Annotated in this window: 13 protein-coding genes; 2 read left to right on the forward strand and 11 right to left on the reverse strand. The window is 60.9% G+C overall.

Annotated features, from left to right (window positions below; all coding sequences use genetic code 11):
• Positions 1 to 155 precede the first annotated feature (155 nt).
• Both AC1Q6Z_RS23040 and AC1Q6Z_RS23045 read left to right on the forward strand, forming a co-directional pair.
• Entirely contained in the window at positions 156 to 1,178 is a 1,023-nt protein-coding gene (locus AC1Q6Z_RS23040) for a Bug family tripartite tricarboxylate transporter substrate binding protein (protein WP_492649421.1), read from the forward strand.
• A gap of 119 nt (positions 1,179 to 1,297) precedes the next feature.
• The gene (locus AC1Q6Z_RS23045; RefSeq protein WP_492649422.1) at positions 1,298 to 1,783 is read left to right on the forward strand and encodes a TIGR02444 family protein; all 486 of its coding nucleotides are present in this window, start codon (positions 1,298 to 1,300) and stop codon (positions 1,781 to 1,783) included.
• Positions 1,784 to 1,798: 15 nt separating this feature from the next.
• Here AC1Q6Z_RS23045 and AC1Q6Z_RS23050 read toward each other — a convergent pair whose 3' ends face one another.
• The 11 genes from AC1Q6Z_RS23050 to AC1Q6Z_RS23100 are packed head-to-tail and all read right to left on the reverse strand — an operon-like array spanning position 1,799 to position 13,532.
• Entirely contained in the window at positions 1,799 to 2,890 is a 1,092-nt protein-coding gene (locus AC1Q6Z_RS23050) for an AbrB family transcriptional regulator (protein ID WP_492649423.1), read from the reverse strand.
• Positions 2,890 to 3,894 (reverse strand): XdhC family protein, encoded by a 1,005-nt coding sequence (locus AC1Q6Z_RS23055; RefSeq protein ID WP_492649424.1) that lies wholly within the window; start codon positions 3,892 to 3,894, stop codon positions 2,890 to 2,892. Before AC1Q6Z_RS23055 ends, AC1Q6Z_RS23050 begins: the two co-directional genes overlap by 1 nt.
• Before the next feature lie 50 nt (positions 3,895 to 3,944).
• On the reverse strand, positions 3,945 to 5,600 hold the full coding sequence (locus tag AC1Q6Z_RS23060) for a UbiD family decarboxylase (protein WP_256120156.1): 1,656 nt from the start codon (positions 5,598 to 5,600) through the stop codon (positions 3,945 to 3,947).
• Positions 5,597 to 6,376 carry an alpha/beta fold hydrolase gene (locus AC1Q6Z_RS23065; RefSeq protein WP_492649425.1) on the reverse strand — a complete coding sequence of 260 codons (780 nt, stop codon included), beginning with the start codon at positions 6,374 to 6,376 and terminating at the stop codon, positions 5,597 to 5,599. Before AC1Q6Z_RS23065 ends, AC1Q6Z_RS23060 begins: the two co-directional genes overlap by 4 nt.
• 5 nt (positions 6,377 to 6,381) lie before the next feature.
• Positions 6,382 to 7,104: an enoyl-CoA hydratase/isomerase family protein gene (locus AC1Q6Z_RS23070; protein ID WP_492649426.1), complete on the reverse strand. Its 723-nt coding sequence runs from the start codon at positions 7,102 to 7,104 to the stop codon at positions 6,382 to 6,384.
• Positions 7,105 to 7,158: 54 nt separating this feature from the next.
• Positions 7,159 to 8,196: a Bug family tripartite tricarboxylate transporter substrate binding protein gene (locus AC1Q6Z_RS23075; RefSeq protein ID WP_492649427.1), complete on the reverse strand. Its 1,038-nt coding sequence runs from the start codon at positions 8,194 to 8,196 to the stop codon at positions 7,159 to 7,161.
• Between the two features lie 24 nt (positions 8,197 to 8,220).
• Positions 8,221 to 9,027: an IclR family transcriptional regulator gene (locus AC1Q6Z_RS23080; RefSeq protein WP_435268899.1), complete on the reverse strand. Its 807-nt coding sequence runs from the start codon at positions 9,025 to 9,027 to the stop codon at positions 8,221 to 8,223.
• Entirely contained in the window at positions 9,024 to 11,366 is a 2,343-nt protein-coding gene (locus AC1Q6Z_RS23085; protein WP_492649428.1) for a xanthine dehydrogenase family protein molybdopterin-binding subunit, read from the reverse strand. The genes AC1Q6Z_RS23080 and AC1Q6Z_RS23085 overlap by 4 nt, the downstream gene beginning before the upstream one ends.
• Entirely contained in the window at positions 11,366 to 11,848 is a 483-nt protein-coding gene (locus AC1Q6Z_RS23090; protein WP_256120150.1) for a (2Fe-2S)-binding protein, read from the reverse strand. The genes AC1Q6Z_RS23085 and AC1Q6Z_RS23090 overlap by 1 nt, the downstream gene beginning before the upstream one ends.
• Positions 11,845 to 12,720 (reverse strand): FAD binding domain-containing protein, encoded by an 876-nt coding sequence (locus AC1Q6Z_RS23095; protein ID WP_492649429.1) that lies wholly within the window; start codon positions 12,718 to 12,720, stop codon positions 11,845 to 11,847. The genes AC1Q6Z_RS23090 and AC1Q6Z_RS23095 overlap by 4 nt, the downstream gene beginning before the upstream one ends.
• On the reverse strand, positions 12,717 to 13,532 hold the full coding sequence (locus tag AC1Q6Z_RS23100) for an IclR family transcriptional regulator (RefSeq protein ID WP_492649430.1): 816 nt from the start codon (positions 13,530 to 13,532) through the stop codon (positions 12,717 to 12,719). Before AC1Q6Z_RS23100 ends, AC1Q6Z_RS23095 begins: the two co-directional genes overlap by 4 nt.

Below are 13,532 nucleotides of genomic sequence, written 5' to 3' on the forward strand. Positions count from 1 at the left end.
TATATCAATAAAAACAAGACAATATTGCAAAATCCTATCGTATTTCCGGATGGCGGAATTCTTTGTTCAAGCAATTGCCAAGTTTTCCTTTGCTTCCTACCGTCTCTATATTGCCTCGCAGGGGAAAGCGAGGTCGATCACTGGAGGAAAGCATCATGTTGAGACAGACCGCCATGCATTGGCTGGCGCGCGGCGCCGTCGTACTCACTGCCCTCGTTGCCGCTCAACCCGTTCTCGCGCAGGAAGATTTCTACGCAGGCAAGACCATCGAACTGGTCATCGGTTTCGCGCCCGGTGGCGGAAACGATCTCCTGTCCCGCGTCGTCTCCAACCATCTGGGCGACAACATTCCGGGTAAACCGACGATCGTGCCGATCAATCTGCCCGGTGCCGGGGGCCTGGCGGCGGCCAACCAGCTCTACAACACGTCGCCACAAGATGGCACGGTGATCGGCATTGTCTCGCAGGCCGTGCCGCTGCAATCCAAGATGATCGACAATGTCGAGTTCGAAATGTCGGGCTTCAACTTTATCGGCCGCGTCCAGCCGTCGACCAGCGTGACCATGGTCTGGAATACGAGCGACATCAAAGACATACAGCAGGCGATGAAGGAAGAAGTGATCCTCTCGGCGACCAATGTGGGTTCGTCGATTTCGCTGTATCCGCGCGCGATGAACCAGTTCCTCGGCACCAAATTCAAGCTCATCATGGGCTATGAGGGCTCCGCAGCCGGTATGCTGGCCATGGAACGCGGAGAAGCCGAAGGGCACTCCACGACCTTCGAAGCCCTGATGGCTGCCAATCCCACCTGGTTCAAGGAGGGAACGGTCCGCATTCTTGTGCAGCATGCGCTGAAGCGCGATCCGGTGCTGCCCGATGTTCCGACCTCCGTCGAGCTCGCCTCGGAAGAGAACCGGCCTGTCATGGAACTGATCATGAGTTCCAATGACATCGGAAAGTACTATTTCACGACGCCCGGCATTCCGAACGACCGGCTTGAAATCCTGCGCCGTGCCTTCGATGCCATGGTCAAGGACCCGGCTTTCCTGAAGGATGCGGCTGCGATCGGTGCAACCGTCAATCCGATGTCCGGCGAGGACTTACAGGAGATGATTGCGCGCTTCGACAAGATCGATCCCGCGCTTCTCACCAAGGCGAAGGCGGTTTATGGCGAATAGAGACCGATTTCGAAATCTAAAGGGGCGCTTGCTAGGCGCCCCTCATGTTATCCGTCGGCCTCTGGCGTGCTCGCAGCCCTATGAGCACGTAGAATGACGGGAATGACGGAGGACGAGACGTGCGACTTTGGGACTTTGCCCTCGATTTCTATCGCCGAGAAGGCGTTGCAATGGCCTGCCTCGAGTTGCAGGATCGGGGCAATGTCGACGTCAACATCCTGATTCATGCCCTCTGGCGGACGTCAATCCGGGAAGAGACCCTCGAGCAAGGCGACATCGAGGCCGCTGATGCGCACGTGGCTGCCTGGCGCGAAGAGGTCGTTATGCCGCTGCGAGCCATCCGCCGCCGATTGAAATCAGGACCGGCACCGGCACCGGACAAGGCGACCGAAAAGCTGCGCGACCGTGTCAAAGCTGCTGAACTCGACGCGGAACATATCGAACTCGATACACTTGAAGCCATGCCAGCGGCTGCATCGCTATCAAAAACATCCGATACGCGCCAACGCGCCGCGGCGGCCGTCCTCCTCGTTCTGGAGCATTTCTCGCCGGGCCAGAGCGAGCTGCTCGCGCATGCCATAGAAAATCTCATCGACGCAATCTAACGACAAGCTGCGGCATCACGCGTCACTATCATCACTCGTTTTGCGCGGAGCTAATATGATGGCACCGCGAAACAGGAGCTGCGCCAGAGCGACAACCAGGATCACGCGAACGATATGGTGGCCGGAGACGAATGCCACTTCGAGATCCATAGCGAGTGCGACAAGACTCATTTCGTTGAGGCCGCCAGGAGAGTAGGCCAGAAGGATCGCCTCCAAGCCGTAAGGGGAGACAACAGCGAGCCCCATGGCGAAGAACAGCGCAATGGCGAGCATGATCGTCACAGATCCGGCGCTGACCAACAGGATGACACCGATGCGTTTCGGCGGTACGCCGGCGAAGCGGCACCCGATGAGCGTTCCGAGAACCACCTGCGCGAGAATAATCACCTCGGCCGCCGGCTGGAAATCCGTAGCGCCCGTCATATGCACCGCGGCGGAGATAAGCATCGGTCCAAGAAGGTATCGCGCCGGCAGTTTCAGGATTCGTCCGGCGACCATGCCGACCACGACACAACCTGCTAGCAACAACTCGCTCATTATGGATGTCTCAGCAATCGACAGGCGAGTTGCACTCGCTCCGGTCACAATTGTCACATCCGCGAGAAACGCGATAATCAGTGGCACCGCGGCCACGACGAAGAGGATGCGCGCAGAATGCACCAGCGCAATCGTTCTGCCGTCACCGCCTTTCTCTTCGCCGACGAGCATCATTTCAATGACGCCGCCGGGCATGGCGGAGAAGAAGGCGGTCGGCAGGTCCATGCCCGCGACCAGACGGAAGTAGGGCGTTACCAGAACAGCGCACACCAGCACATAGCCAACAAGACCGAGTAACGTAGGCACCCAGCCCGTGAGGCTGGCGAGTTGTTCGGGCGAGAAGCTCGCTCCAAGCAAAACTCCAATGATCGCGGTCATGAACGGGCGAACCGCCGCGACGGGCCGCACTGGCAGGCGGAGCAACGTTGCGGCCGTGCAGGCACACATCGCTCCGAGCATCCAGGGGAGAGGAAAGCGGATATAGGCGAAGACTGCTCCTCCGGCCGTACCGATCAGGAGCGCAAGGCCGAAGCCGGCCCACATCGCCGTTTTCGATGCCGATCCCACCATCAGGAGCCGGCGAGCTTATCGGCCTGTTCGCGGGCCTGCGTCACTTGCCCCAGAATGGAGATCGCCAGCGATGCGGCATCTCTGGTGGGACCAAACAACCCAACCGGACCATGGATCGTATCGATCAAGGTCTCTGCGATGCCGGCCTGCCTTAGGGCATCAACGCGCATCAGATGGGTTCTCCGGCTGCCAAGCGCGCCGATAAAAAACGGCTTGTGTTCCCGAAGGAGATGGCAGAGCAGGCCAAGTTCCCATTCATGGTCGTGAAACAGGAACACGACGGCGGTATAGGGATCGACAGCGAAATCGGGGCGATCGGAAGGCATCGAAAGCCAATGCGCCTTGGCGCCATTGCGGTAGACGCTGTCCGCCGTTTCGCCGTCGGCACAATAGGCGACCACCTCAAGACCGGCAGCGGTCGCTATGCGTGCCGTCGTTTCCACCTCAAGCCCACGACCGATCAGAACGAGGCGCGTCCTTGGTCGGTAGACGCGCTCGAAAATGTCGAGCTTCCAGCCCGTCCCATCGGCCTCATCGAGCGACTGGTCGAAGCGCAGCCTGCCCTCCTTAGGCAAGTAACCAATACGGAACGGCTCACGAAATTCCATCGCCTCAATGGCGGCGCGCACAATCACGGGATCGGGGGCCACATGGATATGCAGGTCGATACCGCCACCGCAGGGCAGACGCACGTCGATGAGCGGCGAGCCCGAGCCGATGCGCAACACCTGGCCGCGCGCCTTCTCGATGGCCTGGATGGCTTCAGCGGCAATGGCCGCCTCGACGCATCCACCCGACACATAACCACAATAGCGACCGTCTGAGAGCACCGACATATGGGCACCCTTGCCACGCGCCGACCCTCCGATCACCTCCACGACAGTGATGAGCGCGCAGCCGAGGCCTTCCTGTTGACCGGCCTCGATCAGCCGGAAGGCGGTGAGCGCGTCGTCGGGCTGGCTATCAGGTGCGCCGAGCGGGAAATCGACGCGGGCCGCCATCATCGGCGCGCGCCTTGGGAAGATTTGCATTGGTCCTCTCCTGCGGGCGCGGATTACTCGAGATTGCGCGCAGAATCTTCGGGACCCTTGCCCGAATGCTGCCGCGGCAAGGTGTCGTCGCCGTTGAGCTGCCAATCGCTTGCGGTGGCGCGCTGCGCCAAGGTTTCCCAGCGCTCGGTCCAGTCGCCCAGCGTGTAGCCGTGCCAAGGGGATTCCGCCTTGATAGCCGGCAGCCCCAATTCCTCCCAGATCGCCTTGGCGTTTTCCATGAATTCCTTCTTGGGCAAGGCGAGAGGCGGCAGCGGGCGCTTCTGCGTCGCGTCGATCAACAGGCCGGAATCGGTGTTCGAGGGGCCATATTGCGCACCCTGCACACCGCCTCTGTTGGGCGTGATCAGCACGTCCTCGGAGGGGGTCGATCGGTAGGCCATCGACCACAAGATAGCGTCGACTGAATTGGGGTCGATGTCCTCACTGATCGCGATGACGATCTTGCCGACGCTACCCATGAAGGAAGACGCGGCGTAGAGCCCACGCCAGACCTCGCTGCGCGGTGTTCCATAGGCATATTGAAGGAAGATGACCGGGCGAAGATTGGTCAACCGCTCGTGCAACACGACCTTCTTGATACCCTTGATCGACAGTTGCTTGGACAGATGGTGCAGGAACAGCGGTTCGTAGGCGACCTTCTTTATGACGCTCGATTCCGATGGGGTCACCTGGCTGATGATGGCGTTGAAGATCGCCTTCCGCTTGTGCGTGATGGCCGTCACGATCATGGGCATGTTGTAGCCCTCGAGGGCGACATAGCCGTTGCTTTCGCCGAACGGGGCTTCCGGCTCAAGGACGGAGGTATCGATGTATCCCTCGATGACGATCTCGGCATCTGCCGGAACTTCAAGGTCGTTGGACACGCATTTCACCGTGTCGATCGCCTGTCCTGCTAGACCCCCGGCGACGGAAAATTCATCGACATCGACGGGCAGTTTTTGCGGTGAGGTGAACACGACCACGGGCGCTGCCCCGAGCGCGATGGCGATCGGCATCTTCTCTGCGCGCTCGCGATACTTGAGCCAGTGCAGCCATCCGCCGGCGCCGCCGGGCTTTGCCGCCATGCGAATGACCATGCGGTCCGGGGCTTTCAGAGCAGCGCGATACATGCCAGCATTCTGGACGCCGGTTTCCGGATCGCGCGTGATGCACATGGTCGCCGTGAGATAGGGTGCGGAATCGAAGCCCGGCGTCGAAACGGGCACCGGCAATGCCGCAACGCCACCATCTGGCCGCGTCAACGCCTCGCCTTGGATGACGACCGCCTGGCACGGGGCCTCCGTGACCCGGTTTGGTGGAATCGGATTGGCAATCGCGTGGTTCCAGGCGTCACCGATCTCCTCGACCGGACGGCCCATGCCCATGGCATAGATGCGCGGGGAGGCTGCCAATGCGCCAAGAAGTACCGGCATGTCGTATTTCCGGCCTTTGGAATCCACCACGTTGGTGAACAGAAATGCCTTGCGGTCGTTCTCCTCCAGTCCACCCAAGAACTGCCAGCGCACCAGCGGGTGGAGTTCCGTATCCTTGTTGATGGGGCGGTCGACCCGCACCAGCAGACCCGCGGCATCGAGCGCGTCAAGATGGTCATTGAGATTGAGCGGCGGGGTTCTAGGGACGGTCATGGTTCCTCCAGCGGACGTGTTCGTTTCAATCATGCGACCGCCTCGGCAAAAGTGCCAAGGATTGCGGCAATGTCTTTTGGCCGTTCGAGTGGGGACAGGTGTCCCGCTCCGACAATTTCCTTGTAGTCGGCGCCCGGTATACGTGCTGCCAGATCCTGCATAACGGACGGCGAGACACTTTTGTCATCGGTCGCCGCGATCGCCAGGGCGGGCACCCGGATCGTTCCGAGGCTGCCGGCATGATCGAGGCCGGCCATGGCCCGCCAGCACCGCGAATGAAGAACCGGGTCATCTTCGAGAAGCCAAGCACGAGCCGTCGCCACTGTCGCCGGGTTGGCATCTTCCGAGAACCAGCGTTCCAGCGTCGTCTCGACGATAGCCGGCATGCCAGCCATGGCTGCATTCGCCCGGGCGAGAACCGCTTTCCGACCGGCATCGTCACGGCTATGTCCGGCGCTGATGACCACCATGCCTCGTACGATCTGCGGGGCCGCGATCGTTACCGCTTGGGCCAGCATGCCGCCAAGCGAACATCCGCAAATAATTGCCGGTGGTGTGCCGACCGTCTCGATGAGGTCGATCACGTCCCGCGCCATATCCTCAAGGCTGAAATCCGTCGCTGGCACATCGCTCTGGCCGTGGCCGCGCAGGTCGGGACTGATCAGCCGAAAACGGTCCGACAGCGCATCGATTACCGGATCCCAGAAGGCAGCGCGCAATCCGACCGGGTGCAGCAGTACGATGACGGGTCCAACACCGCGAGTCTGGTAATGCAGCCTCAATCCGGAGCGCGTGACGATCTGCACCATCGTTCTCAACTCGCCCTAACAAGCGCCAGCAGCGCGCCGGCATAGTCCGAAGCGGCCTCCGGTGCCATGCTGGCGGAAAGACTCTGATATTTCTTGATCGTCGCGAGATTACGACGCGGGCGCGATGCCAGTTCGTCCACGAAGGTTTGTGCTTTCTCTTCGAAGGTGTCCTGGGGCAGGATCGCGCTGGCAAGCCCGATATCGACCGCACGCGTCGCGGAGATCGTCTCGCCTGAATAGATGAGCCATGCCAGGGCTTTGGGCGACAGATGCCGCATGACGGCGGTCATGGCCATGGTTGGGGGAATGCCGTGGTGAATCTCGCTGAAGGCGAATTTCGCTTCGCTTGCGGCAAGCGTGATGTCGCAGGCCCCAGCAAGCGCAGCACCGAACCCCAGCGCGTCGCCATGTACCTTCGCAATGACGGGGACGGGAACTCGCCGGATCGCAGCATAGAGATCGAGTACAGCCCCCATCGACTGTTCGCGCATATCGTAGGCCGAGAGTGCGCCCGGCGTTTCACCGCGGCCGTCGCGTCCGAGGCAAAAGGCCGGCCCGCGCGCGGCCAGGATAACGGTATTCAGCTGCTCCCGACCCGCAAGCTCGTTCAGCTTCTGCGTCAGCAGGCGCATCATGTCACGGGTCAGTTTATTACCCTCGTCCGGGCGGTTGAGATCGACCGTCGCGACGGTGCCCTCTCGCGAAAATTCTACAGCGAACTCGAACATGGTTCTTTCCCCTATGGAGAGACGCGCCGGCAGAAGCCGGCACGTCAGCTCTGCTTACTGGTTCGGCCAAACGGCCTTGACGCGTGCGATCAGTTCGGGCGTGGCCGAGGCCGCTTCGCTAACCACTTTCTGGAGCTCCTCGCCCGACATCGGCGAAATCTCGAGCCGCTGTTGCGTGAGTTCGTTGACGAAGTCCGGGTCCTTTAGCATGGCATCGAAAGCCCGGCGCAGCGCCTCCACGCGATCTGCAGGCACGCCGGGCGTGGTAAGCACGGGCTTGCCAACCTCTACGCCGCCGAGGATCAAACGGGTTGCCGCGAGTTCGGCCGGATCCTTGATCAACTCGATCGCCGTCGGCACATTTGGTAGTTCCGCGTGGCGGGTCAGCCCGTACTGAACGAGGAAGTTGACTTTGCCGCTTGTCATCCATTCGGGGTGGGACGTCATGACGGCAGCAAGGCTCGTCGAATGTCCATCGACCTCGCCACGCTCCATGGCCAGCATGGCCTCGGCGGACCCCTCATAGCCCATGACGAGCTTGAACTTCGTTCCGGCCATGGTGTTCATCACCGAGGGATAGATCGCCACGGTCGAACTTGCACCGGTCGCCGCCAGAATGGTTTCCGTGTTCATGGCATCCTGGACCGTCTTCACATTGGTCGATGCGTTGACGAACGTCACATTGGTGTTCGAGGCGACACGACCGATCCAGTTGAAATCGGCGGACTTGAACTGGATATTCTCTGAACCCAGCTGCTCGTCGAGCGGGATCGTCGATGCGACGACACCGAGAACCGAGCCATCCTTGGGCGCAATGTTGGCAAGGTGATTTGCAGCAAGCAGACTGCCGCCGCCGGGCATGTTCAGCGGAATGACCTGGGGATTGCCGGGAATGTGCTTACCAATGTGATTGGCCACGGCGCGTGCATAGGCATCATTGCTGCCGCCCGGCGCGTAGCCGATGACCATATCGATTGTCTTGCCTTTGTAGAATTCCTCGACGGTCTGGGCGAGGGCCTGGTGCGGCACCGTCGCCAGGAAAGCGATCGCGCCCGCCAAAAGCATGCGTCTTGTCTTCGAATACTTCATCATGTTTCCTCCCAAAGATGAAATGGATCAACTCACATCAAGCATGCGACCGGAATGGCCCATCATGTGTGAGAGTTTGGCAGCGTTCGAGCGGACAAGTTTTATGACCTGCCGCTCCAGTTCGGGCGTCATACGATGCTCCGGGGTGACTATCCCGAGGGCGCCACAGACGACTCCCGTTGCATCGAAGACTGGAGCCGAAATTCCGATGGCGTCGGGCGCGGCTCGCTGCCCGACGCTGCGCGCATAGCCGTGCCGCCGCACCATGGCGAGTTCGGCCGAAAGCGCGTCCTGACTTGGTATTGGCGCACCGGTCAGCGGGGACGGTCCTCCCTCGGACAGAACACGACGCAGTTCGCCCGGCTCCAGCCACGCCATCACCGCGCGGCCGAGCGATCCCCAGATTGGGGAAATGTTCATCAGCAGATCGAACTTGAAGCGAAGCGGATAAGCGGAATCCACTTTGTGGGCGAGCACGATACGGCTGCGCGACGGCGTGACGATAGCCAGAAGGCAGGTCTCCTTGCTCTCCTCGGCCGTTTTAGCCACGACCGGCTTGGCGACATTCAGAAGGCTGTAGCGCGTCTCGACGAGGGCCGCGATACGAAAGAGTTCTGTTCCCACGCGATAGCGCCGCTTGGAGGCACGATCGATCAAGCCCTGTTCGACCAGCGGCCCGAGGAGCCTGTGCGTCGAGCTCGGCGCGAGATTGAGGGCTTCGCTGATCTCGCTGATCGAGAGTACGCCCGGCCCCTCGGCGAAGATCTTGAGGACGGCGACCAATCGCTCTGCATAGCTCGCCGAATTCATGGGAACGCCTCCGTCTGCCATCATGCAACGCTCCTTGCCTTTGCTTCGTCGATCAACTGGATGATGCGTTGCGGCGACAATGGCGCCTCGGCGATGTGGACGCCAAGGGGCGCCAGTGCATTGGCTACAGCGTTGACGATCGCCACGATGGTGGGGATGGTTCCCCCCTCGCCCGCCCCCTTGACCCCAAGCGGATTGTTGGGGCTTGCAGTCTCCTGATGATGGATTTCGACGCGTGGAACATCGGCCGCGAGCGGCAGCATGTACTCACCGAAATTGGTGGACAGCGGCTGCGCTTGGTCGTCATGGACCATGCGCTCGAAAAGCGCATTGCCGACACCGTGGGCAACCCCACCAACGACCTGCCCATCGACCACCATGGGATTGATCACCCGGCCGCAGTCGTGGGACATCACGAGCCGGTTGATGTGCACGCGGCCCGTCTCGACATCCACCTCGACTTCCGCAACGCTGGTCCCGTTGGCATAAGAGGATTGCGTGGGCGTGAAATAGGCGGTGTTCTCCAGCCCCGGGGTCATGCCGGGCGCGAGCGAGAAGCCGGGTTTGCCCAACGAATAGACGGCAAGTTCGCGTAACGTCTTGAACCGGTTGGACGGCCCCTTCACTCGGGCCACACCGTCGGTCAGCTCGATATCGTCGGGCTCGACCTCAAGCAGTTGCGCGGCAATCTCGCGCACCTTGGTTGCCACCGCTTGACCGGCGAGGTGCGCTGAAGAACCTGCATTGACGGCCGTTCGCGACGCGAAAGTGCCGATACCAAACGAGATGTTCGACGTATCACCCGTCTCAACCGTCACGGCATCGATCGAGACGCCGAAGTGGTCGGCGACAATCTGTGCCAGCGTCGTCTTGTGCGCCTGACCTTGCGGCGTGGCACCGGTATATGCAGTGATGTTGCCATTGGTGCCAATACGCACTGTTACACCCTCATAGGGGCCAAGGCCTGTCGCCTCGACGGCATTGCCGATGCCGATGCCGATATAGCGACCTTCTGAAAGCGCCGCTTTCTGCCGTTCCGCAAAGGCCTCGTAGTTGACGGCCTCAAGCGCCACCTCCTGGCATTTGGGATAGTCCCCGCTATCATAGACGACTGGACGACCATCGCGAAAAATGACCCCGACATCGTAGGGCATCTGTTCCGGTTTGATGAAGTTGCGTCGGCGCACTTCGGCCGGATCGAGGCCAAGCTCCTTGGCGACACGCTCCAGAAGCCGCTCCATGACGAAAACAGCCTGTGGCCGGCCCGCGCCCCGCACCGGCGTGGTCGGCACCTTGTTGGTGATGACCGAAATGAGGGTCATGTCATAAGCGGGAATTACGTAGGGACCGGGCACGGTTGCGACCGAAATCCACGGCAGCACGATTCCCCACGGCGTGTAGGCGCCGTTGTCATGGGTGAGCGTGCCACGGACACCGAGAATCTTGGCGTTCTCGTCGACGGCGATCTCCACGTCCCAGTACTGGTCACGCTCCTGGTGGGTAGCGACGAAATTCTCGCGGCGATCCTCGATCCATTTGACCGGACGTCCGGTTGCCATCGAGGCCGCAGCGACGGCACCATATTCCACGTAGTACGAACCCTTCGGGCCGAAGCCGCCGCCGACATCCGGCGTTACGATGCGCAGCTTGGAATCCTGAATATCGAAAAGTTCGTGGAAGGACCGCTTGATGCGATGCACGCCCTGCGATGAAACATAGACGAGCAGGTTTTCGCTGAACTGATCGTAGTGGGCGATTGCGCCGCGGCATTCCATGAAGAAGGCGCCACCGCGGTGCTGGAAGATCGACTCCTTGAACACATGGCGAGCGTTGGAGAAGGCAGCGTCTATGTCCCCCGTCACCGACGGCATCGTCGCCGCAATATTGGAGTCTGCACCAAGATGCGATCGGGGCGCTCCTTCCATAAGCCCAGCCCGGCAGTCGGCGACCACGCCGAGAGGTTCGAGGTCGACCATCACCTGCGCAACCGCGTCCTCCGCGATGTAGCGGTTTTCCGCAACGACAATGGCAATGGCCTCGCCGACATAACAGACTTCATCACGTGCCAAAGTGTACGGAAGCCGCGGATTGGTGAGTGATTCTACCGGCACGACCAGCGGCAGGCGGCGCTGCCGCAATGTTTCGGGCAGTTCGTGGTACGTGATGACAGCAATGACACCGTCCATTGCACGTGCAGCACTCGCGTCGATCGACTTGATTTTCGCGTGCGCGAGGGGGCTTCGCACGAAAGCCGCATGCGCCATGTTGGGCAACTCGATGTCATCGACATACCGCCCCTTGCCGGTCAGAAACGCCGGGTCTTCCTTACGCTTGATGCTCTGTCCGAATGAGCGCATCTGCATCACTGTTCTCCCCGCGCCTGAGCCGCCGTCGCGAGTACCGCGTCAACGATCGCCTGATAGCCGGTGCATCGGCAGATGTTGCCCGAGAGCGCATCGCGAACCTCGGATTCCGTCGGATCGGGGTTCTCTTCGAGAAACTCCGTCATGGTCATCAGGATGCCGGGGGTACAGAAGCCGCATTGCAGCCCATGTTTTTCCCAGAATTGGTTCTGCATCGGCGTCAGCTTACCGTCCTTGGCGAGGCCCTCGACGGTCGCGACCGACTTGCCGTTGGTCTGCACAGCCAGCATCAGGCAGGAGCGGACCGCCTCACCTTCGACACGAACCGTGCATGCACCGCAGGCACCATGCTCACAGCCCAGATGCGTGCCGGTCAGCTTGAGATCGAGGCGCAGAAAGTCGGCGAGCGTGCGCCGGGTTTCGACTTCGCGCGAATAGGGTGTGCCGTTCACGGTCACGGAAATGGTACGCAGGTCTTTCATGCTCGAACTCTCTGATCGGCGCGCTCGGTGGCCTTGGTGAAGGCGCGGCGCGTGATGACGCGCGCCAGATGGCTCCGGTAGTCGGAGGTGATATAGGCGTCACTCATGGCCTCGATATCGCCAGCAGCAGCGGCAAGATCGGCGGCTGTTCCGGCATCAGGCATTGTGCCCCGCAAGCGGCCTTCCATCTCGGTGAGGCGAACAGGAGTTTCGCTGACGCCCGAAACCGCGACTGCCAGCCGGTCGATCGCGCCCCGATCGTCCAGCGTCATCAAGCAGGACACGGCACAGATCGCAAAGTCGCCATGGCGCATCGCGAATTCCTCGAAGCCATAGCCATGACCTTCCGGCCAGCGGGCAAGACAGACCGATCGCAAGAATTCATTGGGTTGTACGGATGTCGTTAGGAAGCCCAAGCCGAATTCACCGAAGCTGATACTCCGGTCACCGTCCACGCTCGTCAGCGTCAGCACTGCATCATGCAGCGCGGCCATGTTTACCAGTTCGGCGGACGGATCAAAATGACAGAGAGAGCCGCCAATCGTGCCGCGGGCTCGTGTCTGGCGGTGTCCCACATGCGAAAGGGCTTCGCCAACGATCGGCATGTGCTTGGCGATATCCTGAGAACGCTGCAGGAACCTCTGGCGCGTGGACGCACCGATTTCGATGAAGTCCCTCTGGACATCGACATAGGCAAGGCCGCCAACGGTGTTGAGATCGATGAGATGGCCGGGCTGTACGAAGCGGAAATTCATCATCGGCATTAGAGACTGACCGCCTGCAATGATGCGGACGTCGTCGAGCGTTCCAAGCAGTTCGGTCAGTTCGGCCGTCGTTGTGGGCGCGTGATAGGTGAAGGGCGAGGGCTTCATATGTCAGCCGCTTCCTTTTGATATGACGGATAGAAGGTCGTGATTTTGCGTTGTGACGCGCCCAGCAACTCGGAAAGCGTACGCGCCTTGTCGACAAGTGCCGCGAGCCAGTCCTTCTCCCATTCCGCGCGAAAGCGAATCTGCGGAGCAGTGACAGCCATGGAACCGAAGACCATCTCGCCGCGGTAGAAAATCGGAACGGCATAGCCGATCGCTCCCTCCACGCTTTCTCCACTCGACACCGCATAGCCACGGCTTCGGATCAACGCTATGTCGGAGTTGAGCCTTTCAAGATCGGTGACCGTTTCCTTCGTGGCTGAAGGAAGTCCGTGGCGCGCAATGACCGCATCGGCGTCCGCGTCGCCCATCCCTGCCAGAATCGATTTGCCGCCGGCCCCCATATTGAGATGTCGGGTATCACCGACATTGAGCGCATACGAGAGCGAGTGCGAGGTTTCCGCGACCGCAACGCAGACACAGAAGCCTTCGCTCGGAATGTACTTGTTGAGAGTGACGGTCTCCCCCGTCGTCTCCGACAGCTCCCGCATAAGCGGCAGCGCCAGTTCCTCCTCCGATGCCGCATTCCAGATGCGACGCGCCAGTTGCAGCGCCTTCCAGCCGAGGCGGTAGTGCCCGGCCGGGCCAACCACCACAAGCCCTTCCTCGACCAGTTGCGACAGCACGCGGTGCACCGTCGATTGCGGCATCTCCAGATCGCTGGCGATGCTGCCAAGCGTGGCATGTTCGCCGGCTTGGGCGACGTGCAACAACAAAGTATGAGAGCGCCTCAGCGCGGACATGGCCAGCGACAT

The organism is Shinella sp. GW835-FHT14H05, from assembly GCF_058793575.1.

What these genes read in the sequence shown, in the direction of transcription:
- AC1Q6Z_RS23040 (WP_492649421.1), top strand. Translation starts at nt 156, where the DNA reads ATGTTGAGACAGACCGCCATGCATTGGCTGGCGCGCGGCGCCGTCGTA.
- AC1Q6Z_RS23050 (WP_492649423.1), bottom strand. Translation starts at nt 2,890, where the DNA reads ATGGTGGGATCGGCATCGAAAACGGCGATGTGGGCCGGCTTCGGCCTT.
- AC1Q6Z_RS23055 (WP_492649424.1), bottom strand. Translation starts at nt 3,894, where the DNA reads ATGATGGCGGCCCGCGTCGATTTCCCGCTCGGCGCACCTGATAGCCAG.
- AC1Q6Z_RS23060 (WP_256120156.1), bottom strand. Translation starts at nt 5,600, where the DNA reads ATGATTGAAACGAACACGTCCGCTGGAGGAACCATGACCGTCCCTAGA.
- AC1Q6Z_RS23065 (WP_492649425.1), bottom strand. Translation starts at nt 6,376, where the DNA reads ATGGTGCAGATCGTCACGCGCTCCGGATTGAGGCTGCATTACCAGACT.
- AC1Q6Z_RS23070 (WP_492649426.1), bottom strand. Translation starts at nt 7,104, where the DNA reads ATGTTCGAGTTCGCTGTAGAATTTTCGCGAGAGGGCACCGTCGCGACG.
- AC1Q6Z_RS23075 (WP_492649427.1), bottom strand. Translation starts at nt 8,196, where the DNA reads ATGATGAAGTATTCGAAGACAAGACGCATGCTTTTGGCGGGCGCGATC.
- AC1Q6Z_RS23080 (WP_435268899.1), bottom strand. Translation starts at nt 9,027, where the DNA reads ATGATGGCAGACGGAGGCGTTCCCATGAATTCGGCGAGCTATGCAGAG.
- AC1Q6Z_RS23085 (WP_492649428.1), bottom strand. Translation starts at nt 11,366, where the DNA reads ATGCAGATGCGCTCATTCGGACAGAGCATCAAGCGTAAGGAAGACCCG.
- AC1Q6Z_RS23090 (WP_256120150.1), bottom strand. Translation starts at nt 11,848, where the DNA reads ATGAAAGACCTGCGTACCATTTCCGTGACCGTGAACGGCACACCCTAT.
- AC1Q6Z_RS23095 (WP_492649429.1), bottom strand. Translation starts at nt 12,720, where the DNA reads ATGAAGCCCTCGCCCTTCACCTATCACGCGCCCACAACGACGGCCGAA.
- AC1Q6Z_RS23100 (WP_492649430.1), bottom strand. Translation starts at nt 13,532, where the DNA reads ATGTCGCTGGCCATGTCCGCGCTGAGGCGCTCTCATACTTTGTTGTTG.